Annotated in this window: 21 protein-coding genes and 1 pseudogene; 15 read left to right on the forward strand and 7 right to left on the reverse strand. The window is 73.9% G+C overall.

The features are described from left to right. Positions 1-4 precede the first annotated feature (4 nt). The 4 genes from ABT288_RS01720 (at position 5) to ABT288_RS01735 (ending at position 3,621) form a co-directional block, all read left to right on the forward strand. Entirely contained in the window at positions 5-1,411 is a 1,407-nt protein-coding gene (locus tag ABT288_RS01720) for an MFS transporter (protein WP_450856871.1), read from the forward strand. 137 nt (positions 1,412-1,548) lie between these two features. Beyond that, entirely contained in the window at positions 1,549-2,046 is a 498-nt protein-coding gene (locus tag ABT288_RS01725) for a DUF2771 domain-containing protein (RefSeq protein ID WP_351601467.1), read from the forward strand. Between the two features lie 11 nt (positions 2,047-2,057). After that, on the forward strand, positions 2,058-2,777 hold the full coding sequence (locus tag ABT288_RS01730) for a futalosine hydrolase (protein ID WP_351601470.1): 720 nt from the start codon (positions 2,058-2,060) through the stop codon (positions 2,775-2,777). After that, positions 2,764-3,621 (forward strand): 1,4-dihydroxy-6-naphtoate synthase, encoded by an 858-nt coding sequence (locus ABT288_RS01735; protein ID WP_351601473.1) that lies wholly within the window; start codon positions 2,764-2,766, stop codon positions 3,619-3,621. The genes ABT288_RS01730 and ABT288_RS01735 overlap by 14 nt, the downstream gene beginning before the upstream one ends. Positions 3,622-3,628: 7 nt before the next feature. On the opposite strand, the gene ABT288_RS01740 is transcribed toward ABT288_RS01735, so the two are convergent. After that, positions 3,629-4,012 carry a cold-shock protein gene (locus tag ABT288_RS01740; protein ID WP_030643007.1) on the reverse strand — a complete coding sequence of 128 codons (384 nt, stop codon included), beginning with the start codon at positions 4,010-4,012 and terminating at the stop codon, positions 3,629-3,631. Positions 4,013-4,177: 165 nt separating this feature from the next. On the opposite strand from ABT288_RS01740, the gene ABT288_RS01745 reads away from it, so the two are divergent. After that, entirely contained in the window at positions 4,178-4,429 is a 252-nt protein-coding gene (locus ABT288_RS01745; protein WP_351601476.1) for a hypothetical protein, read from the forward strand. Here ABT288_RS01745 and ABT288_RS01750 read toward each other — a convergent pair. Beyond that, complete coding sequence (locus ABT288_RS01750; RefSeq protein WP_351601479.1) at positions 4,405-5,022, reverse strand: HAD family hydrolase; 618 nt, start codon at positions 5,020-5,022, stop codon at positions 4,405-4,407. The genes ABT288_RS01745 and ABT288_RS01750 overlap by 25 nt on opposite strands. Positions 5,023-5,177: 155 nt before the next feature. Then, a complete protein-coding gene (locus ABT288_RS01755; RefSeq protein ID WP_351601482.1) occupies positions 5,178-6,260 on the reverse strand; it encodes a hypothetical protein in 1,083 nt (360 codons plus the stop codon). A 134-nt stretch (positions 6,261-6,394) separates the two neighbouring features. On the opposite strand from ABT288_RS01755, the gene ABT288_RS01760 reads away from it, so the two are divergent. Continuing rightward, the gene (locus tag ABT288_RS01760; protein ID WP_351601485.1) at positions 6,395-8,971 is read left to right on the forward strand and encodes a helicase-associated domain-containing protein; all 2,577 of its coding nucleotides are present in this window, start codon (positions 6,395-6,397) and stop codon (positions 8,969-8,971) included. Positions 8,972-9,036: 65 nt separating this feature from the next. Next, a complete protein-coding gene (locus tag ABT288_RS01765) occupies positions 9,037-10,689 on the forward strand; it encodes a DNA repair helicase XPB (RefSeq protein ID WP_351601488.1) in 1,653 nt (550 codons plus the stop codon). 307 nt (positions 10,690-10,996) lie between these two features. Here the strand turns inward: ABT288_RS01765 and ABT288_RS50060 are convergent. From ABT288_RS50060 to ABT288_RS01775, 3 genes and pseudogenes are all read right to left on the reverse strand, one after another. Next, positions 10,997-11,578: pseudogene (locus ABT288_RS50060) on the reverse strand (glycosyltransferase 87 family protein); the annotation flags it as partial. 51 nt (positions 11,579-11,629) lie between these two features. After that, positions 11,630-11,821 (reverse strand): hypothetical protein, encoded by a 192-nt coding sequence (locus ABT288_RS50065; RefSeq protein ID WP_450856866.1) that lies wholly within the window; start codon positions 11,819-11,821, stop codon positions 11,630-11,632. Between the two features lie 18 nt (positions 11,822-11,839). Next, on the reverse strand, positions 11,840-12,022 hold the full coding sequence (locus ABT288_RS01775; protein WP_228624526.1) for a hypothetical protein: 183 nt from the start codon (positions 12,020-12,022) through the stop codon (positions 11,840-11,842). A 439-nt stretch (positions 12,023-12,461) separates the two neighbouring features. On the opposite strand from ABT288_RS01775, the gene ABT288_RS01780 reads away from it, so the two are divergent. From ABT288_RS01780 to ABT288_RS01810, 7 genes are all read left to right on the forward strand, one after another. After that, positions 12,462-12,572, forward strand: coding sequence for a keywimysin-related RiPP (locus ABT288_RS01780; protein WP_351601492.1), 111 nt, complete (start codon positions 12,462-12,464; stop codon positions 12,570-12,572). 34 nt (positions 12,573-12,606) lie between these two features. Further along, positions 12,607-14,454, forward strand: coding sequence for a lasso peptide isopeptide bond-forming cyclase (locus tag ABT288_RS01785; RefSeq protein ID WP_351601495.1), 1,848 nt, complete (start codon positions 12,607-12,609; stop codon positions 14,452-14,454). 33 nt (positions 14,455-14,487) lie between these two features. Next, the gene (locus ABT288_RS01790; RefSeq protein ID WP_351601498.1) at positions 14,488-14,742 is read left to right on the forward strand and encodes a lasso peptide biosynthesis PqqD family chaperone; all 255 of its coding nucleotides are present in this window, start codon (positions 14,488-14,490) and stop codon (positions 14,740-14,742) included. Beyond that, positions 14,739-15,164 carry a lasso peptide biosynthesis B2 protein gene (locus ABT288_RS01795; protein ID WP_351601501.1) on the forward strand — a complete coding sequence of 142 codons (426 nt, stop codon included), beginning with the start codon at positions 14,739-14,741 and terminating at the stop codon, positions 15,162-15,164. The genes ABT288_RS01790 and ABT288_RS01795 overlap by 4 nt, the downstream gene beginning before the upstream one ends. Continuing rightward, positions 15,161-17,011 (forward strand): ABC transporter ATP-binding protein, encoded by a 1,851-nt coding sequence (locus ABT288_RS01800; protein ID WP_351601504.1) that lies wholly within the window; start codon positions 15,161-15,163, stop codon positions 17,009-17,011. Before ABT288_RS01795 ends, ABT288_RS01800 begins: the two co-directional genes overlap by 4 nt. A gap of 113 nt (positions 17,012-17,124) precedes the next feature. Further along, complete coding sequence (locus ABT288_RS01805; RefSeq protein WP_450856862.1) at positions 17,125-19,188, forward strand: HelD family protein; 2,064 nt, start codon at positions 17,125-17,127, stop codon at positions 19,186-19,188. A 56-nt stretch (positions 19,189-19,244) separates the two neighbouring features. Next, positions 19,245-19,895 (forward strand): hypothetical protein, encoded by a 651-nt coding sequence (locus ABT288_RS01810; RefSeq protein WP_351601506.1) that lies wholly within the window; start codon positions 19,245-19,247, stop codon positions 19,893-19,895. Between the two features lie 21 nt (positions 19,896-19,916). Here the strand turns inward: ABT288_RS01810 and ABT288_RS01815 are convergent, their stop codons facing one another. After that, entirely contained in the window at positions 19,917-20,609 is a 693-nt protein-coding gene (locus ABT288_RS01815; protein WP_351601508.1) for a copper homeostasis protein CutC, read from the reverse strand. 100 nt (positions 20,610-20,709) lie between these two features. Here ABT288_RS01815 and ABT288_RS01820 point away from each other — a divergent pair, with 100 nt between their 5' ends. Then, entirely contained in the window at positions 20,710-21,354 is a 645-nt protein-coding gene (locus tag ABT288_RS01820; RefSeq protein ID WP_351601510.1) for an HD domain-containing protein, read from the forward strand. Positions 21,355-21,368 lie beyond the last annotated feature (14 nt).

Genomic DNA, 21,368 nt, shown 5'->3' on the forward strand with positions numbered 1-21,368 from the left:
CACTATGAAGCACGTGGCGACCGCGGACAGGCGTGGTGTTCGGGGTGGCGGTGCGAGCCGGGTCGGTGGCGCCGTCCGTTCCGTCGGGCGTGCCCTGCACTTCCCGGTCACCGGGACCGCGCGCGGGATCCGGAAGGCCACGCATGCGCACGGGGCGGGCGAGTCGGGGCTCGGCAAGCTGATCGAGCTGCACGCCGTGAACGGCGCCGGTGACGTGATGATCACCGTGGCGCTCGCCTCCACGGTGTTCTTCTCGGTGCCGACCGACGAGGCCCGGGGGCGGGTCGCGCTCTACCTCGCCATCACGATGGCGCCCTTCACCGTCCTCGCCCCCGTCATCGGCCCCCTCCTCGACCGGCTGCCGCACGGCCGGCGCGCCGCGATGGCCGGGGCCATGCTGGCCCGTGCCCTGCTCGCGCTGGTCATCTCGGGCGCCGTGGCGAGCGGCAGCCTGGAGCTGTATCCCGCCGCGCTGGGGGTGCTGGTCGCGTCCAAGGCGTACGGGGTGGTCCGCAGTGCGGTCGTGCCCCGGCTGCTGCCGCCCCGGTTCTCGCTGGTGAAGGCCAACTCGCGGGTCACCCTGGCCGGTCTGCTGGCCACCGGGGTCGCCGCGCCGGTCGCGGCGGGGCTGCACAGGGCCGGCGATCCCTGGCCGCTGTACGGCGCCTTCGTGATCTTCGTCGCGGGCACGGTCCTGTCGTTCTCCCTGCCGCCCAAGGTGGACTCGGCCAAGGGCGAGGACGTGGCGCTGCTCGCGGCCGACGAGCAGCATCTGCACGGGCCGTACCGGAAGAAGGAGCAGGTCAAGCGGCCGGGGCTGCGGACCGTGGGGCCCGCCGTGACGCACGCGCTCGGCGCCAACGCCTCCCTGCGCTGCCTCTCCGGCTTCCTGATCTTCTTCCTCGCCTTCCTGCTGCGCGAGCACCCGCTGACCGGCGAGAGCGCGGCGGTCTCGCTCGGGATCGTCGGTGTCGCCGCCGGCGTGGGCAACGCGCTGGGTACGGCCGTCGGGGCCTGGCTGAGATCACGCGCCCCGGAGATCATCATCGTGACGGCCGTCGCGGTGGTGCTCGGCACGACGATCGTGGCCGCCCTGTTCTTCGGGGCGTTCCTGGTGGCCTGCCTCGCCGCCGTCGCCGGGTTCGGCCAGGCGCTGGCCAAGCTGGCCCTGGACGCGCTGATCCAGCGGGACGTGCCGGAACTGGTGCGCACCTCGGCGTTCGCCCGCTCGGAGACGCTGCTGCAGATGGCCTGGGTGTTCGGCGGCGCCGTCGGCATCGTGCTGCCGCTCAACGGCACCGTCGGCCTGCTGATCGGCGCGGCGTTCGTGGCGGCCGGCTGGCTGAGCACCGTCAAGGGCCTGCTCGCCTCGGCCCGCCACGGCGGCCGCGCCCGGCCCCGGGTGGCCTGACATGCCCGACGCCACCCTGACCTCGGCATAACGAAGCGGACACGGTTTCCCGAACCACAGGCACGGCTGGCGTAACGAACCGGGCACGCCGCACCCCACGTGGGCGGACGGCTCGGGGCGCCCGATAGCCTTCGGCCATGACCACGCTGCCCCGCGGCGAAGCCGCTGATGTACACCGGGCTGTGCGACGCCGCCGCGCCGTCGCCGCCGCCGGCGCCGTTTCCGCCGGACTGCTCCTGCTCACGGCCTGCGAGAAGCCGACGCCCGTCGCGACGGTCACCGTCGGCGACAGCTCGGTCAGCTCCGAGGCCGTCTGCTACAACGACGGCAAGGCGCTGGACGCCCAGTCGCTGACGAAGTGCGTCAAGAACATCGGCAACGCCAAGTCGATCACGGTGGACCAGGACCAGACGGTCCGCGTCGGTGTCGACCCGAAGATCGCAGACGCCGGCTGGGTCCTCCTCGTGAACGGCCAGCAGTTCACTGCCAGCAAGAAGACGTACCTCACCGTCCCGGGCAGCCTCTTCTTCAACCAGCAGTACGGCACCCAGGGCGCCTTCAACACGATCACGGTCCGCATGGGCGAGAAGTCCAACCAGGGCATGTGGTCGTTCAAGCTGAAGCAGGCCTCCTGACCACGGCCCCCGTGCCGGTCGTACGAGTCCTCGTGGCCACCGCGGTCCCGGCGGAGCGGGACGCGGTGGCACGGGCCTTCCCCGCGCCGGTGGAGCGGGTCAGCCTGCCCGGCGCGGGTCTGACGCGTACGGCCGGAGGCTGGGACCTGCTCGACGCGGGTGTCGGCCCGGCCCGCGCCGCGGCCTCCGTCTCGGCCGCGCTCACCGCGGCCCGTCTCACCGGCACCCCGTACGACCTGGTCGTCTCGGCCGGCATCGGCGGCGGCTTCCAGCCCGGGGCGCCCGTCGGCTCGCTGGTCGTCGCCGACCGGATCACCGTGGCCGACCTGGGCGCCGAGACCGCCGACGGCTTCCTCCCGGTCACCGAACTGGGTTTCGGCACCGTCACCCACCACCCGCCGGGATCGCTGGTGCGGGCCGCCTGCCAGGCCACCGGCGCCCCGGCCGGCACCGTCCTGACCGTCTCCACCGTCACCGGCACCGCCGCCCGCGCCGCCGAGCTGCGCGCCCGGCACCCGAGGGCGCTCGCCGAGGGCATGGAGGGGTTCGGGGTCGCGGAGGCGGCCGCCGCGCACGGCACGCCGGTGCTGGAGATCCGCGCGGTCTCCAACCCGGTCGGCCCGCGCGACCGTGCCGCCTGGCGCATCGGCGACGCCCTCACCGCCCTCACCGAGGGTTTCGGGAAGCTCGCGCCCGCACTGGAGAGTTGGAACCGTCATGACGACCAGTGAGCAGCGGTCCCTGCGGATCGCGTACTCCCCCTGCCCCAACGACACCTTCGTCTTCGACGCCCTCGCCCACGGCCGGATCCCCGGCGCCCCGGCGCTGGACGTGACCTTCGCCGACATCGACATCACCAACGGCATGGCCGAGCGCGGCGAGTTCGACGTACTGAAGGTGTCGTACGCCGTCCTGCCGTACGTCCTCGACGAGTACGCGCTGCTGCCCTGCGGCGGGGCGCTGGGGCGGGGCTGCGGGCCGCTGGTGCTCACGCGCGAGCCGGGCCTCGACCTGACGGGCCGTACGGTCGCGGTGCCCAGCGAGAAGTCGACCGCCTATCTCCTCTTCCGCCTGTGGGCGGCGGACACGCTGTCCGGCGGGGTCGGCGAGATCGTCGTCCTGCCGTTCCACGAGATCATGCCGGCCGTACGGGACGGCAAGGTGGACGCCGGACTGGTCATCCACGAGGCCCGGTTCACCTACCGGAACTACGGGCTGCACAAGCTCGCCGACATGGGCGAGCACTGGGAGAAGACCACCGGGCTGCCGATCCCGCTCGGCGCGATCATCGCCAAGCGCTCGCTGGGCGCCGCCGCCCTGACCCGGCTCGCCGACTCCGTCCGCGCCTCCGTACGGGCCGCCTGGGACGACCCCGAGGCCTCCCGGCCGTACGTCATGGCACACGCCCAGGAGATGGACCCGGCCGTGGCGGACCAGCACATCGGGCTGTACGTGAACGAGTTCACCGCAGGTCTCGGCGAGGACGGCTACGCCGCGATCCGCGGCCTGCTCACACGCGCGGCGGCCGAGGGGCTGGTGCCGCCCCTCGGCCCGGATGCGCTCGCGTTTCCCTGACGGGTGCTCAGACGTCCAGCTGGTCGGCGACCGCGCGCAGCAGGCCGGCGATCTTCTTGCCGGAGGCCTTGTCCGGGTAGCGCCCCTTCTCCAGCATCGGGGTGATGTTCTCGAGAAGGGTCGTCAGGTCCTGCACGATCGAGGCCAGCTCGTCCGGCTTCTTGCGCTGCGCGGCGGCCACGGACGGCGTCGGGTCGAGCACGATCACCGACAGCGCCTGGTCGCCGCGCTGACCGGCGACGACACCGAACTCCACGCGCTGTCCCGGCTTGAGCGAATCGACTCCGGCGGGGAGAACCGAGGAATGGACGAAGACGTCACCGCCGTCGTCGCGGGAGAGAAAGCCGAAGCCCTTCTCGCTGTTGAACCACTTGACCTTGCCGGTAGGCACGTCTGTCCTCGTCCTCGTACTCGTTGGGAAAACTACTTCGGAAACGGCTCTTGATAGCACTAGAGCGGGTCGACCGTGACCCGCCGCTACCAAGGCTAATGGTCTTGGGGCGGGTGACAAGACGTCCCCCGGTTGTTCTCTCGCGCAGGGAACTACCCTGGTCCGGTGCGTGACAAAACCCAAACGAATTCCGCCGCGCCCGGTGACCGGCTGATCCGCGCCGGTGCGATCGTCTTCTTCATCGGGGCCGCGGCCACCCTCGTCACCGTGGCCCCGCTGTTCCTCGGCGCCAGGCCTTTTCCGACGTACATGTTCGGATTGAGCATGCTCATGGCCGTCGGTTTCCTCGTGGCCGGCGCGGGCGTCCTGCGGTCGATCGCCGCCGGCCGGCGTCAGGCGCGGGGCGCCTCACGGTAGGCGGCCAGCCACGCCGGGAAGGCGGACAGGTCCGCCAGGACGACGTCCGCACCGGCGGCGCGCAGTTCGTCGGCGGGGCAGGGGCCGGTCGCCACGGCCACCGACAGCGCTCCCGCCGTACGGGCTCCGCGCACGTCCCCGACGTGATCGCCGACGTACACGCCGGCCCGGTACTCGCGCAGCGCCTCCGCCTTCCGCTCGGCCCACAGGTCGCCCACGACCACGTCGGGCTCGATGCCGAGGTGGCTGAGGTGCAGTTTGGCGTTGGGCTCGTACTTCGCCGTGACCACCATCGTCCGTCCGCCGGCCGCCCGTACCGCGGCTATCGCCTCCCGGGCGCCGTCCATGGCGGGGGTCGCGGCGATGGCGATCGCCGGGTACATCTCCCGGTACAGGGCGGCCATCGCGGGCACGTGCTCCTCGGGGAACCAGTTGACCAGTTCCTCGGCGAGCGGCGGTCCGAGCCGCGTCACCGCCAGATCGGCATCGATGTACGTCCCGGTCCGCTCGGACAGCGCCAGGTAGCAGGCGTGGATACCGGGCCGGGAGTCGATGAGGGTCATGTCGAGGTCGAAGCCGACGGTGAGTGTCATATGCGCATTGTGCCGGGTGCCTCCGGCGGTTCGGCCGGGCGGGACAGCGCCGTAGGGGTTGCTGCGCTTGTCCGACTGCGGGTGTGTCCTGGCCGGCCGCGCCCACGCGGCGGAGCCGCATACCGACACAGGCCCCCGCTCCCCCTTCGGGGCGCTCACCTGCGCCTCTGTGACCGCCACACCACATACAGCGCCGACGCCACCGCCGCCCCCCGGACCACCCACGGCCAGGTCCCGGCGATCGCGTCGTTCATGTGCCCCTGGGCGATCGGCCGGCCCCAGCGGCCGTTGAACCTCCCCCACAGCCAGACCAGTCCGGCCGCGGCCGCCGTACCCGGCAGGATCATCACGGCCGTCTTGGTCTCCGCGGGGGTCAGCCGCCGGGAGCCGTAGGCGATCACCCAGCCGAGGAGCAGGGCGAACCAGTTCCCGAGCACCGCGCCGGCGACCAGCGCGGCGGCGGCCAGCAGCAGGAGGGGATTGGTCCAGCCGGCGGCGGGGCGGAACAGGCGCCGGCGGGCGGCGGAGGGCTCGGCCTCGGCCTCGGTCGCCTCCGGCCCGGGCTCGGCCGTCTCCGGGGCCCGGTCCGCCGGCTTCCGCTCCTTCGGTGGCCGCCTGAGCAGCTCCGGGATCTCCACACCGCCCACGAACCCCGGCACCGAGTCCGTCTCGGCCGCGAGACCGAAGGAGTCGCCGCCCACCCGCCACCAGTCGGGCTGTACGGCGCTGTCCCCGAGTTCGTGCGCGGCCGCCAGGTGCGGCGGGGACGGGGCGTCGCGCGGGGCGGACGGCGCGGGGTCGGTCCCGGCGGGGCGGGGACGGGGAACGGCCCGGCGCAGGCCCCTCAAGCCCTTCAGCCCCTTCAGCCCCTCCTGCCGTTCCCCGTCCGCCGGATCCGGCTGAGCCTTCGGCCCTCGTTCGCGCGGCGCGGGCTGTGCGGGCACGGCGGCGGCGGGCGGCTGCGGCACCCGGCCGGGGCCGGAGGCGGCGGACGCGCCGGACGTGCCCGATGTGCCGCCCGCGGCCTCGACGACCTCGTCCGGGGTGCCCAGCCGGTCAAGGATGCGGCGGACCGCGGCGGGACTGTCGACCGTCGCCTTGGCCCGGTGCCGGTCGATCTCGTTGCGCAGCTCCGACACGAGCCGCATCCGCGTGGCCGACGGCAGCTGCCGTTGCTGAGCGATGTCTCCGACACGGCTCAGGTACTCGTAGACGACCTGGTCGCTCTCGATCCCCAACGGAACCCCTCCGGGGCGACGGTGATGAAACCCCGTGAGGACGGTAGCGCAGAGTCGCCTCCCCGAAACCCGTCCCCGGGCGGGGCCTCACGTGGGCGCCCCTCTCGGGGACGGCACCCGCTACCGTGGGTCAGATGAGCCAAGCGGCCCACCCAGCCCCCCGTTCCCTCGCGGAAGCGCTCCGCGCGCGGGACGACGTCTCCCTGGCCGCGCTGCTGCGCAGCCGCCCCGACCTCATCACGCCCGTCCCGACCGACCTCACCCAGCTGGCGACCCGCGCCGGCACCCGTGCCTCGGTGCTGCGGGCACTGGAGCGGCTGGACCGGTTCGCGCTGCAGACGGCGGAGGCGCTGGCCGTGGCCCCGGACCCGGCCTCGTACGACACGCTCCTCGCCCTGATGGCCGGGGACGCCGGGAACGAGACGGTCACCGCCGCGCTGCCGCATGCCCTCGCCGTCCTGCGCGAGCAGGCGCTGGTGTGGGGCGACGACGAGCGGCTGCGGCTGGTGCGCACGGCCCGCGAACTCCTCTCGCCGTCCCCGCAGCACCCCTCCCCGACGGGGCTCGGGCCCAGCGTGCAGGAGGCCACCTCGGGCATGTCGCCGGGCCGGATCCAGGACATCGTCGCGGCGGCCGGACTGCCCTCGACGCACGATTCGGTGTCCGCGGTGGCCGCGCTCACCGCGCTGTTCAACGACCGGAAGAAGATGGGCGACCTGCTGGCCGAGGCCCCGGAGGCCGCCCGCGAGGTGCTGGCGCGGCTGGTGTGGGGGCCGCCGTACGGGCAGGTCACCCCGGACCCGGCGGCGCACCTGCGCTGGCTGCTCGACCGCGGGCTGCTGCTGCCGACCGCGCCCGGCACGGTGGTGCTGCCGCGCGAGGTCGCCCTGCACCTGCGCGAGGGCCGGGCGCACCGCGTGACCGAGCCGCTGCCGCCCGCCGTGGAGCCGGCCGCGACGCACGGTGCGCAGGTGGTGGACGCGACGGCGGCCGGGCAGGCGTACACCGCGCTCGCCACGGTCGAGGAGCTGCTGAAGGACTGGGACGAGGGCGGCCCGGCCGTGCTGCGGGCCGGCGGGCTGAGCGTCCGTGACCTGAAGCGGACCGCCGTCGCCCTGGACGTGTCCGAGCCGGTCGCCGCGTTCTGGGTGGAGCTGGCGTACGCGGCCGGCCTGATCGCTTCCGACGGCGAGGCCGACGAGCGGTACGCGGCCACACCCGCCTACGACGAGTGGCTGGAGCGGCCCCCCGCCGAGCGCTGGTCCCAGCTGGCTCAGGCCTGGCTGGCGGCCACCCGGACGCCGGGGCTGATCGGCGGGCGGGACGCCAAGGACCGTACGCTCGCCGCGCTCGGCCCCGGCCTGGACCGCTCGGCCGCGCCCGAGGTACGGCACCGGGTGCTGACCCTGCTGGCCGGGCTGCCGGCGGGCGCGGCCCCGGACACCGAGTCGGTGCTGGCCCGGCTGCGCTGGGAACGGCCGTTGCGCGGACCCCGGCAGCAGGACGGCGAAGAGGACCTGCGCTCCCGGCTGGCCCGCTGGACCCTGTCCGAGGCGGAGATGCTGGGCCTCACGGGGCGGGGCGCGCTGTCGGCACACGGGCGGGCCCTGCTGGGCGCCCCGGCGGCGGGACCGGGCTCGCGCGCCGCGTCGGTCACCCCGGGCGCCTCCGCCTCGCCGGGCACCGGTCCCGGCGACAAGCTCCCCGTCCACCATCACCACCGTCCCGCCCCCGCCCCGGCCCCGCTCTCCCCCGCCGAGCAGGCCGTGGCGACGGCCGCCGCCGCCCGGCTCCTCGCGCCGCTCCTGCCCGAACCGCTGGACCACGTCCTGCTCCAGGCCGACCTGACGGCGGTGGCCCCCGGACCGCTGCGACGCCCCCTCGCCGATCTGCTGGACGTGCTCGCGGACGTCGAGTCCAAGGGCGGCGCGACCGTGTACCGCTTCACCCCGGCCTCGGTACGGCGTGCCCTGGACGCCGGCCGTGCCGCCGCCGACCTGCACGCCTTCCTCGCCGAGCACTCCCGCACCCCGGTGCCGCAGCCGCTCGCCTATCTGATCGACGACGTGGCCCGCAAGCACGGCCACCTCCGGGTCGGCGCGGCCTCGGCGTACGTACGCTGCGACGACGACACCCTGCTGAACGAGATCCTCGCCGACAAACGCGCCGCCGCCCTGCGGCTGCGCCGCCTCGCCCCGACCGTGCTGGCCGCCCAGTCCGACCCGGCGACACTGCTGGAGGGCCTGCGCGCGATGGGCTACGCGCCGGCCGCCGAGTCCGCCGAGGGGGACGTCCTGATCGCCCGCGCCCACGCCCACCGCACCCCGCCGCGCACGGCTCCCGAGCCGGTCCCGGACGGCCCGCCGTCGCCCGACGCCACGCTGCTCACGGCGGCGATCCGCGCGATCCGGGCCGGCGACCTGGCCGCCACCACCCCGCGCAGAACCGTCGGGGAGGGGGCTCCGCCGGCGGGCGGTGAACTGCCGCGCACCTCCCCCGCCGAGACCCTGGCCACCGTGCAGGCCGCCGTCCTGACCGGCGAGTCCCTGTGGATCGGCTACGTCAACGCCGAGGGCACCGCCAGCCAGCGCGTCATCGCCCCGGTCAAGGTGGAGGGCGGTTTCGTCACGGCGTACGACCACACCGCGGACGAGGTGCGCACGTATCCGCTGCACCGGATCACCGGGGTGGCGGAGCTCGCGGAAGACTGACGGTGATCCTCGGCGTTTAGGGCACACTGGACGTTTGGCCGTTGTGGAAAGGGTGTGTGCCGCACGTGAACGGACCGCTGATCGTCCAGTCCGACAAGACCCTGCTCCTGGAAGTCGACCACGAGCGGGCCGATGACTGCCGGCGTGCCATCGCGCCGTTCGCCGAGCTGGAGCGGGCGCCCGAGCACATCCACACCTACCGGGTCACCCCGCTCGGGCTGTGGAACGCGCGTGCCGCCGGGCACGACGCCGAGCAGGTCGTGGACGCGCTGGTGCAGTACAGCCGGTATCCGGTGCCGCACGCGCTGCTCGTGGACATCGCCGAGACGATGGACCGCTACGGCCGGCTCACGCTCACCAAGCACCCCGCGCACGGGCTGGTGCTGACCACCACCGACCGGCCGGTGCTGGAGGAGGTGCTGAAGTCCAAGCGGATCGCCCCGCTGGTCGGGGCGCGCATCGACAAGGACTCGGTCGTCGTGCACCCGTCGGAGCGCGGGCAGATCAAGCAGACGCTGCTGAAGCTGGGCTGGCCGGCCGAGGACCTCGCCGGGTACGTCGACGGTGAGGCGCACCCGATCGAGCTGCTGGAGGACGGCTGGGCCCTCAGGCCGTACCAGAAGCAGGCCGTGGAGAACTTCTGGCACGGCGGCAGCGGTGTGGTCGTACTCCCCTGCGGCGCCGGAAAGACGCTGGTCGGCGCGGGTTCGATGGCCCAGGCCAAGTCCACGACGCTCATCCTGGTCACCAACACCGTCTCGGCCCGGCAGTGGAAGCACGAGCTGGTGAAGCGGACCTCGCTGACCGAGGACGAGATCGGCGAGTACAGCGGCACGAGGAAGGAGATCCGCCCGGTCACCATCGCCACCTACCAGGTGCTGACCACCAAGCGGAAGGGGATCTACCCCCACCTCGAACTCTTCGACTCCCGGGACTGGGGTCTGATCGTCTACGACGAGGTGCATCTGCTGCCCGCTCCCGTCTTCAAGTTCACGGCGGATCTCCAGGCCCGGCGCCGGCTCGGCCTGACGGCCACCCTCGTCCGCGAGGACGGCCGCGAGTCGGACGTGTTCTCCCTCATCGGGCCGAAGCGGTTCGACGCGCCCTGGAAGGAAATCGAGGCGCAGGGGTACATCGCGCCGGCCGACTGCGTCGAGGTCCGGGTGAATCTGACGGACTCCGAGCGGCTGGCCTACGCCACCGCCGAGACCGAGGAGAAGTACCGCTTCTGTGCGACGACGGACACCAAGCGGAAGGTGACGGAGGCGATCGTCCGCCGTTTCGCCGGGCAGCAGATCCTCGTCATCGGCCAGTACATCGACCAACTCGACGAACTGGGCGAGCACTTGAACGCCCCGGTCATCAAGGGCGAGACCTCCAACGCCCAGCGCGAGAAGCTCTTCGGCGCCTTCCGGGAGGGCGAGATCAGCGTGCTGGTGGTGTCGAAGGTCGCGAACTTCTCCATCGACCTGCCGGAGGCGACGGTCGCCGTCCAGGTGTCCGGCACCTTCGGCTCCCGCCAGGAGGAGGCCCAGCGCCTCGGCCGCGTCCTGCGCCCCAAGGCCGACGGCCACCAGGCCCACTTCTACTCGGTCGTCGCCCGCGACACCATCGACCAGGACTTCGCCGCCCACCGCCAGCGCTTCCTGGCCGAACAGGGCTACTCCTACCGGATCGTGGACGCCGACGAGATCCTGGCGGAGGACAGCACCGGCTGAGCCGCCCGGAGCGCCGCCGCCGCGACCAGCGCCGGCCCCAGCGCGGGTACGGCGATGCCAGGGGCCGTTGCCACCAGGGCAGGTGCAGGTCGCGGTCGCCCTCGTGCGGGACGAGCCAGAGGGTGCGGGCCGTGAAGGCCGTGGCCGTGAAGGCCGTGGCCGTGAAGGCCGCGAGCCGGAGACGGCCCTCGGCCAGCAGCACCGCGAGGAGCGGGACGCACCACACCCAGTGGTGGGACCAGCTGATCGGTGAGACCAGCAGGGCCGTGAACGCGGTGAGCAGGACGCCGTGCCGTTCCTCGCGGACGCGGGCCGCCAGGTACAGGCCCGCCACCGCGGCCACCGCCGCCGGGACCGCCCAGGCCAGGCCCGGCGCCGGAGTGCCGAGCGCTCGCGCGGTCAGGCCCCGCAGGGACTGGTTGTCCACGATCCAGGCCTTGCCGACGCGACCGGTCTCGTACAGCCGCCGGGTCCAGAAGTCGGCGCTCGCGGACGGGAGCAGCAGGGCGCCGAGCAGGGCCGTACCGGCGAGGGCCGCCGTCGCGGTCGCCGCCTGCCGTCCGCGCCCCCGCAGGAACAGGTACGCCACGAACACCGCCGGGGTGAGCTTGATCCCGGCCGCGATGCCCAGGGCCACGTCCCTGCCCCGGGCTCCCGGGGGCCGGGTGAGGTCCCACAGGACCAGGCAGGCGACGGCCAGGTTGATCTGCCCGAACGGGACCGTCTGGAAGACCGGTTCGAGCCAGAGGGACAGGGCGGTGGCCGTGCAGAGCAGGGGCCGGGAGGGCGTGCTTCCCGCGAGGCGGGCGGAGAGGGCGATCAGGGCGGCGAGCAGGAGCGCGTTGCCCGCGAGGAAGGCCGCCTTCAGGGCCGGGACGGGAAGCCGCACAGCCGGGACGAACAGGATCGCGGCGAAGGGCGGGTAGGTCGCGGGGAGGCGTCACCGGGTGACGGTGAAGCCGTACAGATCGGTGCCGTGGGCCACGGCCGCGCCCTCGGCGCGGTAGACGAGCAGGTCGGCCATGGGTGCGTGCCGCAGGACGCACAGCGTGGCGAAGGCGGCGAGGGAGAGGGCGAGGAGGGGGAGGGCGAGGAGGGCTGACGTCCGTTTCCGCGCCGGTTGTTCTGGCACGGACGCGACCCTATGCGGTCACTTACGGCGTATGCCCGCTTCCTCGCCGTACTCGCCGAGGATCACGACGCCGAACGCCGCCTCCGCGAACACCTTGACGGCGCGCAGGGCGTTGCCGAGCCAGTGGTGATGCGGGCCGTCCACGGCAGTTGCGCCGGCCGGCGGTCGGACAGGACCTGGAGAGATGGTTGCTGCGCTCATGCCTTCATAGTCGCTCTCGCGCGGTGTGACCGGCATCGGTCTCCAGAGCCAATCTCTCCCTTCTTCGCCTACCTCTCAGGGCGGAGCACTTCCCCTACGCCGGGCGGCCTCGCCCCCTAGGGGTCCCCATCCGGATTCGCGGCCCGGACCGGAGTGCGCCCTCGCAATCCCTTCCCGCGCCCGTGCCGGCCCGGGCCCTGCCGCCGTGCCACGGTCCACGTGAAAACGTTCCTCCGGCACACGCCACCGGCACCTGCGGAGCACGAGCCTCCGCCGCACGGACGCCCGTTCAGCGCTCGAACACACCACCAACGGGCGGAATCTGAAGACAATCCGACTGTTCTCCCCCATCTTGTCGGGCCGGCCCGCTCCCCGGCTATCTGGTGGCAGGCCGCCCTCGGGGGGGCGGATGGACAACCCGCAAAGGAGAGCACCCATCATGAAGAAGGCCTACGAGGCACCGACCCTCGTCCGACTCGGTTCCTTCCGCAAGGAGACCGGGCTCCTGCAGCGGCACGGCAACGACCGGATCATCCTGAGCAAGAACTGAACGGCGGACGAGCGACGGCCTGTGCCTCGACGTCATGACTGATCTGCACGCAAGTGCGGGGACGGGCCACGGCGACGCGCACTTCGCGGTCTTCGCCGACCGCGCGGACGCAGCCGCCGTGGCCCGCTCCTTCGCCCGCCCCGGCACCCGCAGCCTCGATCACGCCTCGGGCCGGCCCTGGCTCGTGGGCCACTGGCACGACCAGGAGATCGTCAGCGCCCGTGTCGGCCCCGCCGCCCTCGCCCTCGTCGGCTGCGTCCCCGTCGACGCCACGGAGCTGGAACGGGTCGCCCGATCTCTGCGCGACCTCGCCGCACTGGACGCCTGGGCCCGTTCGCTGCCCGGCAGCTGCCACCTCGTCGCCGCCCTCGACGGGCGGATCCGGGTGCAGGGCACGGCCTCCGGTCTCCGGCTGGTCTTCCACGCACCGGTCGACGGCACCCGGGTGGCCGCGACCCGGGCGGACGTCCTGGCCGCCGCACTCGGCGTCGAACCGGTGCCGGAACGCCTGGCCGTACGGCTGCTCTGGCCCGTTCCGCACCCCCTGCTCGACGAACCGCTGTGGCCCGGCATCACCGCCGTCGCCCCGCACGAGGCGCTGATCCTCGCGCCGGACGGCCGAGGCGCACGCCACACCCGCTGGTGGACGCCCCCGGAACCGGTCGTTCCGCTGCGCACCGGCGCTCCCCGGGTCCGCGAGGCCCTCGCCGAGGCCGTCCACGCCCGCACCCGGCACGGCGGCACGGTCAGCTGCGACCTGTCCGGCGGCCTCGACTCCACCTCCGTCTGCTTCCTCGCCGACCGCTCACCGGCCCGCGTCGTCGCCTCCACCTGGCCCGGACGCGACCCCGCCGACACCGACCTGCACTGGGCGAAGCGGGCCGCCGCCGCCCTGCCGGACGTCGAGCACGTCATCTGGGACGCCGAGGCCTCACCCCTCGTCTACACCGGACTGCTCGCCATCGACGACGTACTGGACGAGCCCACCATCGGTGTCATGGACCGCGCGCGTGTCCTGCACCACCTGCCGGCCATGGCCGAACGGGGCAGCCGGGTGCATCTGACGGGCATCGGCGGCGACCACGTGGCCTGGTGCTCCGAGGCGTACTACCACCGGCTGGCGCGGCGCCGTCCGCTGTTCGCGCTGCGGCAGCTGCGCGGCTTCAGGGCGCTGTGGCAGTGGCCGCTCGGCCCCATGCTCGCCACGCTGGCCGACTCCCGCCCCTACGGCACCTGGCTGGCGGACGCGGAACACCGGCTGCGCGACCCGCTGGCCCCGACGGTCGCCACCAGCCTCGGCTGGGGCATGAGCCCCCGCCTGTTCGAGTGGGTGACACCGGAGGCGGAGCACCTGGCCCGTACGGCGCTGCGCACGGCCGCCCGGCGGACCCGGCCGCTGCACCCCGACCGGGGACTCCACGCCGACCTCGAACAGATCCGCAACTGCACCCGCATCATCCGGCAGTGGGACCACATGGCGGCCCGCTGCGGGCTGCCCATGGCCTCGCCGTTCCTCGACGACCGGGTCGTCGAGGCCGCCCTCGCCGTCCGCCCCGACGAACGCGTCTCGCCCTGGCGGTACAAGCCCCTCCTGACCGCGGCCATGCGCGGCATCGTGCCCGAGGAGTGCCTGCGCCGGACCGACAAGGCCACCGCCGCGAGGGACGCGGCCGACGGGCTGCGCGAGCACCGCGGCGACCTGAAGGCGCTGTGGGAGGACTCGCGGCTGGAACGGCTGGGCCTGGTGGACGGCGACGTGCTGCGCCGCCTCGCGGAGCGCCCCGCCACCCGGCACCTGCGGGAGGCCGTCCTGTACTCGACCATCTCGGTCGAGGTCTGGCTGCGCGCCCTCGGCCGTACGCGGCACGACGCACCGATGTGACCCCACTGACGAGACCGACGAAGGAGAGCCGTCATGGCATTGCGGTTCGGTGCCGAGATCTGCACCGCGAAGACCGACTACGGCACCGTCCTCCTCGACCAGCGCTCCGGCGAGTACTGGGAGCTGAACCCCACCGCGACCCTGGTGGTCGACACGCTCATGGCGGGCGGTGACGAGGCGGCCGCGACGGCGGCGGTCGCGGAGGCGTTCGACGTCGACCCCGACCGCGCACGGGCCGACGTCGACGCCCTGGTGGAGCAGCTGCGCGCCGGGGGGCTGGCCGAATGAGCACGCCCAGTGCCCTGGAGCGGCCGCACGGGGTCCCCCTCGGCCGCCGGCTCGCCGCCCGCACGGTCCTCCTGCCGGCCGTCGTCCTCTCCCTGCTGCCACCCCGTCACATCCGCGCGGCCCTCGGCCTGCTGCGCCGCGGCGCCGCCCCCGCCGGCGCGGCACAGGCCCAGCGCGCCCGCGACGCCGTGTGCGCGGTGAGCCTGCGCTGCGCCGGGCCCAAGGGCTGCCTGCCCCGCTCGCTCGGGGCCGCCCTCCTGTGCCGTCTCGGCGGCACCTGGCCGACCTGGTGCACGGGCGTCCGGGTCGTACCGCCGTTCACCGCGCACGCCTGGATCGAGGCGGAGGGCCGGCCGGTCGGCGAGGACGCGCCCGACGGCTACTTCGCCCGTCTGCTGGCCGTCGGGCCGGTACGGCGATGACGGCCGGTGAGCAGGAGACCCACGGCGACGACGACACCGACCGGTCCACGCGGGCCGCGATCCTCGCGGTCTACCGGCTCACCGCCCGCCACCGCGGTGCGATCGCCCTGGCCACCACGCTGACCCTGGTCGCGTCGGCGCTGGGGCTCGCCCAGCCGTTGCTGGCCAAGCGGGTGGTGGACGCCGGCAGCGGGCAGCAACCCCTCTGGCCGCCGCTGCTGCTGCTCACCGCCCTGTTCGCCGCCGAGGCCGGCACCGGCGCCACCGGCCGGTTCCTGCTGGAGCGGACCGGCGAAGGCGTCGTACGGCAGCTGCGCCACACGCTGGTGGGGCGGCTGCTGCGGCTGGAGATGCGGGAGTACGACCGGCAGCGCGGCGGCGACCTGATCGCGCGGGTGACCGCCGACACCACCCTGCTGCGCGAGGTGGTCGCCCAGGCGCTGGTGGACCTGGTCACCGGGTCGGTGGTCGCCGTCGGCGCGCTGGCCCTGATGGCGTGGCTCGACCCGCTGCTGCTGGTGCTCGTCACGGCGACCGTGGCGTCCGCGGCGGCCGTGGTCGCCCTGCTGCTCCGGGGAATCCGCACCGCCTCGGAGCGCCTGCAGTCGTCCGTCGGCGCCGTCGCCGCCGACCTCGAACGCGCCCTGGGCGCGCTCGCCATGGTCCGCGTGTACCGCGCCGAGCAGCGTGAGGCGGAGCGCATCGGCGCCCGCGTCGACGAGGCCTGCGCCGCCGGGGTGCGCACCGCGAAGTACGCCGCGGTCATGAGCTCGGCCGTCGAACTCGCCGTCCAGGGCTCCTTCCTGCTGGTCCTCGTCGTCGGAGGCCTGCGCGCCCACGGCCACGGTCACTCCCTGGGCGACCTGGTGGCGTTCCTGCTGTACGCCTCCTACCTCGTCGTCCCGCTGTCCTCGGTGTTCCGCGCGGCCGGGCTGATCCAGCGCGGCATGGGCGCCCACCTGCGGATCGAGCAGACCCTGAAGCTGCCCGTCGAGCCCACCGGCCCCGCGGAAGGGCCCGCCCGGCAGACACCCGCGCACGGACCGGCCCTCGGACCACCGGCTCTCGAACTGGAGGACGTCCACTTCGCCTACCGGCCGGGGCGGCCGGTGCTGCGGGGGGTCTCCTTCACCGTGCCGCAGCACCGGCAGGTCGCCCTGGTCGGACTGTCCGGGGCGGGCAAGAGCACCGTGTTCGCGCTGGTCGCCCGGTTCTACGAACCCGATGCCGGCCGGCTCCGCCTCCACGGGCGCCCCGCCGCGGCACTCTCCCGCGACGCCGGCCGGGCCGGGCTCGCGATCGTGGACCAGAACAGCCATGTCGTGCGCGGCACGCTCCGCGACAACATCGTCTACGGCCGCCCCGACGCGACCGAGGACGAGGTGCGCCGGGCCCTGAAGCTGGCCCGCCTCGAGGAGGTGGCCGAGCGGCTGCCCGGCGGCCTGCACGGCACCGTCGGGGAACACGGCGCCACCCTGTCGGGCGGCGAGCGCCAGCGCGTCGCCCTGGCCCGCGCCCTGCTCACCCGCCCGGCGCTGCTGCTCCTGGACGAACCCACCTCCCACCTCGACGCCCTCAACGAGGCCGCGCTCACCGCAGCGCTGAAGGACATCACCGAGGAGTGCGCGGTCCTCGTCGTGGCGCACCGGCTCTCCACCGTTCAGCACGCGGACCGGATCGTCGTCCTGGAGGAGGGCCGGGTCACCGCGTGCGGTCGTCATGAGGAACTGCTCACCGCCAGTCCGGTGTACCGGCGGCTGGCGGCGGCGCAGACGGTCCGGCCGGCCGGTGCGCCCGCCGATCACGCCCATAACGATCACATCAATAATTCACTGGCCCGCCCCTGAGTGCCTGCCCTAGAATCTCCGCTCTTGCCCGCCTCCCCCTCGTGGAGAGCCACCGCCCGGACGGAAACCGGGCGGCCCCCTGTCATGCCAAGAGCAGATCCGGAGGCACCCCCTTGTCCGCGCCCGCCCACGAACCGCTCGACGACCGCCTCGACGACCCGCTCGCCCGAGAGCGCTCCCACCTCGCCTCCTCCCGCGCCGCGCTGCGCGCCATGCGTGAGGACGTGGAGTCCCTGGACATCCGGGACGTCACCGCGAACTGGGTCAACGCCGAGGTGCTGTCCCGCCAGATCGACGAGCGGATCAGGGCGCTGGCCGACCTCAGCGACACCCCGCTGTTCTTCGGCCGGCTGGACTATCTGCACGCACCCGGCGCGGACCAGGCCGAGGGAGCCGAGGGCGAGCGCTTCTACATCGGGCGGCGGCACGTCCACGACGCCGACGGCGACCCCATGGTCATCGACTGGCGCGCCCCGGTCTCGCAGCCGTTCTACCGGGCGTCCAAGAAGGACCCGATGGACGTCGGGCTGCGCCGCCGCTTCGGCTACACCGGCGGCGACCTGACCGCGTACGAGGACGAGCACCTCTCCGACCCGGCCGAGGCGGCCGCGACCAGCAAGCTGCTCCAGCAGGAGATCGAGCGGCCGCGCGTCGGCCCCATGCGGGACATCGTCGCCACCATCCAGCCCGAGCAGGACGAGATCGTCCGCTCCGGTCTGTCCGGCACGGTCTGCGTCCAGGGCGGCCCCGGCACCGGAAAGACCGCCGTCGGCCTGCACCGGGTCGCCTACCTCCTCTACGCCCACCGGGAGCGGCTCGCCCGCACCGGCACCCTGGTGATCGGGCCGAACAAGTCCTTCCTGCACTACATCGAGCAGGTCCTGCCCGCGCTGGGTGAGCTGACCGTGCAGCAGGCCACCGTGGACGACCTGGTCGCGCATGTGGAGGTGCGCGGCACGGACGACGCGGCCGCCGCCGTGATCAAGGGCGACGCCCGGATGGCCGAGGTGCTGCGCCGGGCCCTGTACTCCCACGTGACCCTGCCGACGGAGGCGGTCGTGGTGGTGCGCGGCTCCCGGCGCTGGCGCGTGCCGTCGTACGAACTGGAGGACATCGTCCGGGAGTTGCTGGCGCGGGACATCCGTTACGGCGCCGCCCGCGAGGCCCTGCCGCAGCGGATCGCGCACGCGGTGCTGGTGCAGATGGAGCGCTCGGGCGAGGCGCCGGACGACCGGGTGCAGGACGCGGTCGCCCGCAACAGCGCGGTGAAGGCGGCCGTGAAGGAGATCTGGCCGGCCGTAGACCCGGCGAAACTCGTCCTGCGCCTGCTGACGGACGCGGACTTCCTCGCCGAGCACGCCGCCGGTGTCCTGGACGAGGACGAGCAGAAGACGATCCTGTGGGCCAAACCGGTGCGCAGTGTGAAGTCGGCCAAGTGGTCGGCGGCGGACGCGGTGCTGATCGACGAGGCGGCGGATCTGATCCGGCGCACGCACTCGCTGGGCCATGTCGTCCTGGACGAGGCCCAGGACCTGTCCCCCATGCAGTACCGGGCCGTGGGCCGCCGCTGCACCACGGGCAGCGCGACGGTGCTGGGTGACCTGGCGCAGGGCACGACTCCCTGGGCGACCCGCAGCTGGGACGAGGCGCTGGCCCATCTCGGCAAGCGGGAGGGGGTCGTCGAGGAGCTGACGGCCGGTTTCCGCGTCCCCACGGACGTCATCACCTACGCCTCCCGGCTCCTCCCGCACATCGCCCCCGGCCTCACCCCGGTGGCCTCCGTCCGTGAGAACCCCGGCTTCTTCGAGGTCCGTGCGGTCGCCGGGACGTCCGAAGTGATCGCCGCCTGCGAGGAGTTGCTGCGCAACGAGGGCTCGACCGGCCTGATCGCCGCCGACGCCCGCATCCCGGCGCTGGCCGAGGCCCTGACGGCGGCGGGGATCACCTGCCTGGCCCCCGGCGAGGAGACCACCCAGGAGACCCGTCTCACCCTGGTCCCGGCGTCCCTCGCCAAGGGTCTGGAGTACGACTACGTGGTCCTGGACGAGCCGCAGGCGGTGGTGGACGGCGAGCCGGACGAGCGCACGGGGCTGCGGCGGCTGTACGTGGCGCTCACGCGTGCGGTGTCCGGACTGATCGTGACCCACGCGGCACCGGTACCGGCTCAGTTGGCCTGAGGGCGCGCGGCTAGGGTGTCGTGCCGTCCCCGCATGTCCCCATGGAAAGGCCTCCGTTGAGCACACCGCCGTCCCCGTACCCCGGCTACCAGCAGGCTCCCGGGCCGTACCCGCAGCAGCCGGCCCCGTACCAGCAGGCACCCGGGCCGTACGCACAGGTGCCCGGGGCATACCAGCAGCCGGCGCCCGGGGCGTACCAGCAGGCACCCGGGCCGTACGCGCCCCAGCAGGCGCCCGGCGCCTACGGCCAGCCCCAGGCTCCCTACCAGCAGGCCCCCGGCGCCTACCCGTCCGCCGCCGCGCCCGCGCCCGGCGGTCCCGGGTGCGAGGTGTGCGGAGCCGCACCCGCCGCACGGATGACCATCCGCGGCCACCAGGGCATGCTGATCATCATGCGCAACCTGTGGCGCAAGGGCACCTTCTGCCACACCTGCGGGCTCGCCGTCTTCCGAAAGATGCAGTCGGACACCCTGGCGCAGGGCTGGTGGGGTCCGATGTCGATGCTGATCACGCCCATCACGCTGCTGATCAACCTCTTCACCCTGTCCAAGATCCGCAAGCTCCCCGCGCCGGTCGCCCCCCAGGGCCCCGGGCTGGACCCGGGCCGCCCGGTGTTCAGCCGCCCGACCGGAATCGTGGGTCTCTTCCCGCTCACCGCCTTCGCCGTGCTGGTGCTCCTCGTGCTCGTCGGGTTGGCGGCCGGCTGACGCGGCGGCGGTCTGTCGGCGCTACTCCCCGTCCAGCGCCCTCCGCCATCCGGCCACGGCTCCCTCGGAAACCGGCCCCTCCCACCCGGAGGGCCGGGCCGCCCCGCCGATGTGGAAGGCGTCGATGCCGGCGGCCCGCAGCCGTGGGACGTGGTCGAGGCGGAGCCCTCCGCCGACCAGGAGGGTCTGGCCGTACCCGGGCTCTCCCCGCCGGCCCGCCTCGGCCTCCAGCGTCGGCAGTCCCGCGTCGACCCCGTCGGCGGCCCCCGCGGTGAGGTAGGTGTCGAGGCCCGGCAGGTCGGCGAGCTGCTTGCGCACGGCGTCGCGGTCGGCGGCGCGGTCGATCGCCCGGTGGAACGTCCACGCGCAGCCGTCCAGCACGCCGGCCACCCGCTCGACGGCGGCCAGGTCGACCCCGCCGGCCGGGTCGAGGAAGCCGAGGACGAACTGGTCGGCGCCGGCCTCGCGCAGGTCGCCGGCCACCCGGACCAGACGGTCCACGTCTCCGGCCGCGAACCCGTCCGCGAGGCGGAGCATCACGCGCAGGTCGATGTCGACGGCGACCCGGATCCCGGCGACGGTGGCGGGCGCCGGGCTGAGCCCGTCGGCCGCCATGTCGGTGACCAGCTCCAGGCGGTCCGCGCCTCCGGCCTGGGCGGCGACCGCGTCCTGGACGTCGAGCGCGATCACCTCCAGGACTGCACGCTTGCTCATGGCACCCCATTCGTCCGTCGATGGCTACAGGTCTAGTCCAATTCCAAGACTACGCCTGTGCCGGGGGTGCCGACGGCGCGCGCCACGGAAGAATGGGTGCATGGCCGACCTCGACGCCCTGCGCCTCCGTTTCGTCCGCGCGCTGGAAGCAGCCCGTGGCCCGGGCGGCGGCCCCGACCCCGCGCCGTACGCCGACAACCTGCTCGCCCGCTGGCAGGAGCCGCAGCGCCGGTACCACACGGTGGCCCACCTCACCGCCGTCCTCGACCGCATCGACGTCCTGGAGCAGTACGCCGCCGACCCGGACGTCGTGCGCCTGGCCGCCTGGTTCCACGACGCGGTCTACCTCCCGGAGCGGTCCGAGAACGAGGAGCGCTCGGCCCGCCTGGCCGAGCGCGCGCTCCCCGAGGCCGGGGTCTCTCAGGAGACGACCGCCGCGGTCGCCCGGCTGGTCCGGCTCACCGTCACGCACGACCCGGCCGACGACGACCGCGACGGCCAGGTGCTGTGCGACGCGGACCTCGCGATCCTGGCCGCGCCCCCGTCGGCGTACGCCGTCTACACCGCCGAGGTGCGCGAGGAGTACCACTTCGTGCCGAACGACGCCTTCCGGGAGGGCCGTTCGGCGATTCTGCGCCAACTCCTCGCCCTGCCGAGGCTGTTCCACACCCCCTACGGGCAGGAGCACTGGGAGTCCACCGCCCGCTACAACCTCGCCTCCGAGCTGGAAATGCTGTCGACCTGAGGGACGCGGCCCCC

Origin of the sequence: Streptomyces sp. NPDC001093, from assembly GCF_040298985.1 — a bacterium.
In the GTDB taxonomy this organism is placed as follows: domain Bacteria; phylum Actinomycetota; class Actinomycetes; order Streptomycetales; family Streptomycetaceae; genus Streptomyces.

Bases quoted from the DNA above. Each gene is read 5' to 3' on its own strand.
- ABT288_RS01720 (WP_450856871.1), top strand. From the start codon at position 5: ATGAAGCACGTGGCGACCGCGGACAGGCGTGGTGTTCGGGGTGGCGGT.
- ABT288_RS01725 (WP_351601467.1), top strand. From the start codon at position 1,549: ATGACCACGCTGCCCCGCGGCGAAGCCGCTGATGTACACCGGGCTGTG.
- ABT288_RS01735 (WP_351601473.1), top strand. From the start codon at position 2,764: ATGACGACCAGTGAGCAGCGGTCCCTGCGGATCGCGTACTCCCCCTGC.
- ABT288_RS01750 (WP_351601479.1), bottom strand. From the start codon at position 5,022: ATGACACTCACCGTCGGCTTCGACCTCGACATGACCCTCATCGACTCC.
- ABT288_RS01760 (WP_351601485.1), top strand. From the start codon at position 6,395: ATGAGCCAAGCGGCCCACCCAGCCCCCCGTTCCCTCGCGGAAGCGCTC.
- ABT288_RS01775 (WP_228624526.1), bottom strand. From the start codon at position 12,022: ATGAGCGCAGCAACCATCTCTCCAGGTCCTGTCCGACCGCCGGCCGGC.
- ABT288_RS01780 (WP_351601492.1), top strand. From the start codon at position 12,462: ATGAAGAAGGCCTACGAGGCACCGACCCTCGTCCGACTCGGTTCCTTC.
- ABT288_RS01785 (WP_351601495.1), top strand. From the start codon at position 12,607: ATGACTGATCTGCACGCAAGTGCGGGGACGGGCCACGGCGACGCGCAC.
- ABT288_RS01790 (WP_351601498.1), top strand. From the start codon at position 14,488: ATGGCATTGCGGTTCGGTGCCGAGATCTGCACCGCGAAGACCGACTAC.
- ABT288_RS01795 (WP_351601501.1), top strand. From the start codon at position 14,739: ATGAGCACGCCCAGTGCCCTGGAGCGGCCGCACGGGGTCCCCCTCGGC.
- ABT288_RS01800 (WP_351601504.1), top strand. From the start codon at position 15,161: ATGACGGCCGGTGAGCAGGAGACCCACGGCGACGACGACACCGACCGG.
- ABT288_RS01815 (WP_351601508.1), bottom strand. From the start codon at position 20,609: ATGAGCAAGCGTGCAGTCCTGGAGGTGATCGCGCTCGACGTCCAGGAC.
- ABT288_RS01820 (WP_351601510.1), top strand. From the start codon at position 20,710: ATGGCCGACCTCGACGCCCTGCGCCTCCGTTTCGTCCGCGCGCTGGAA.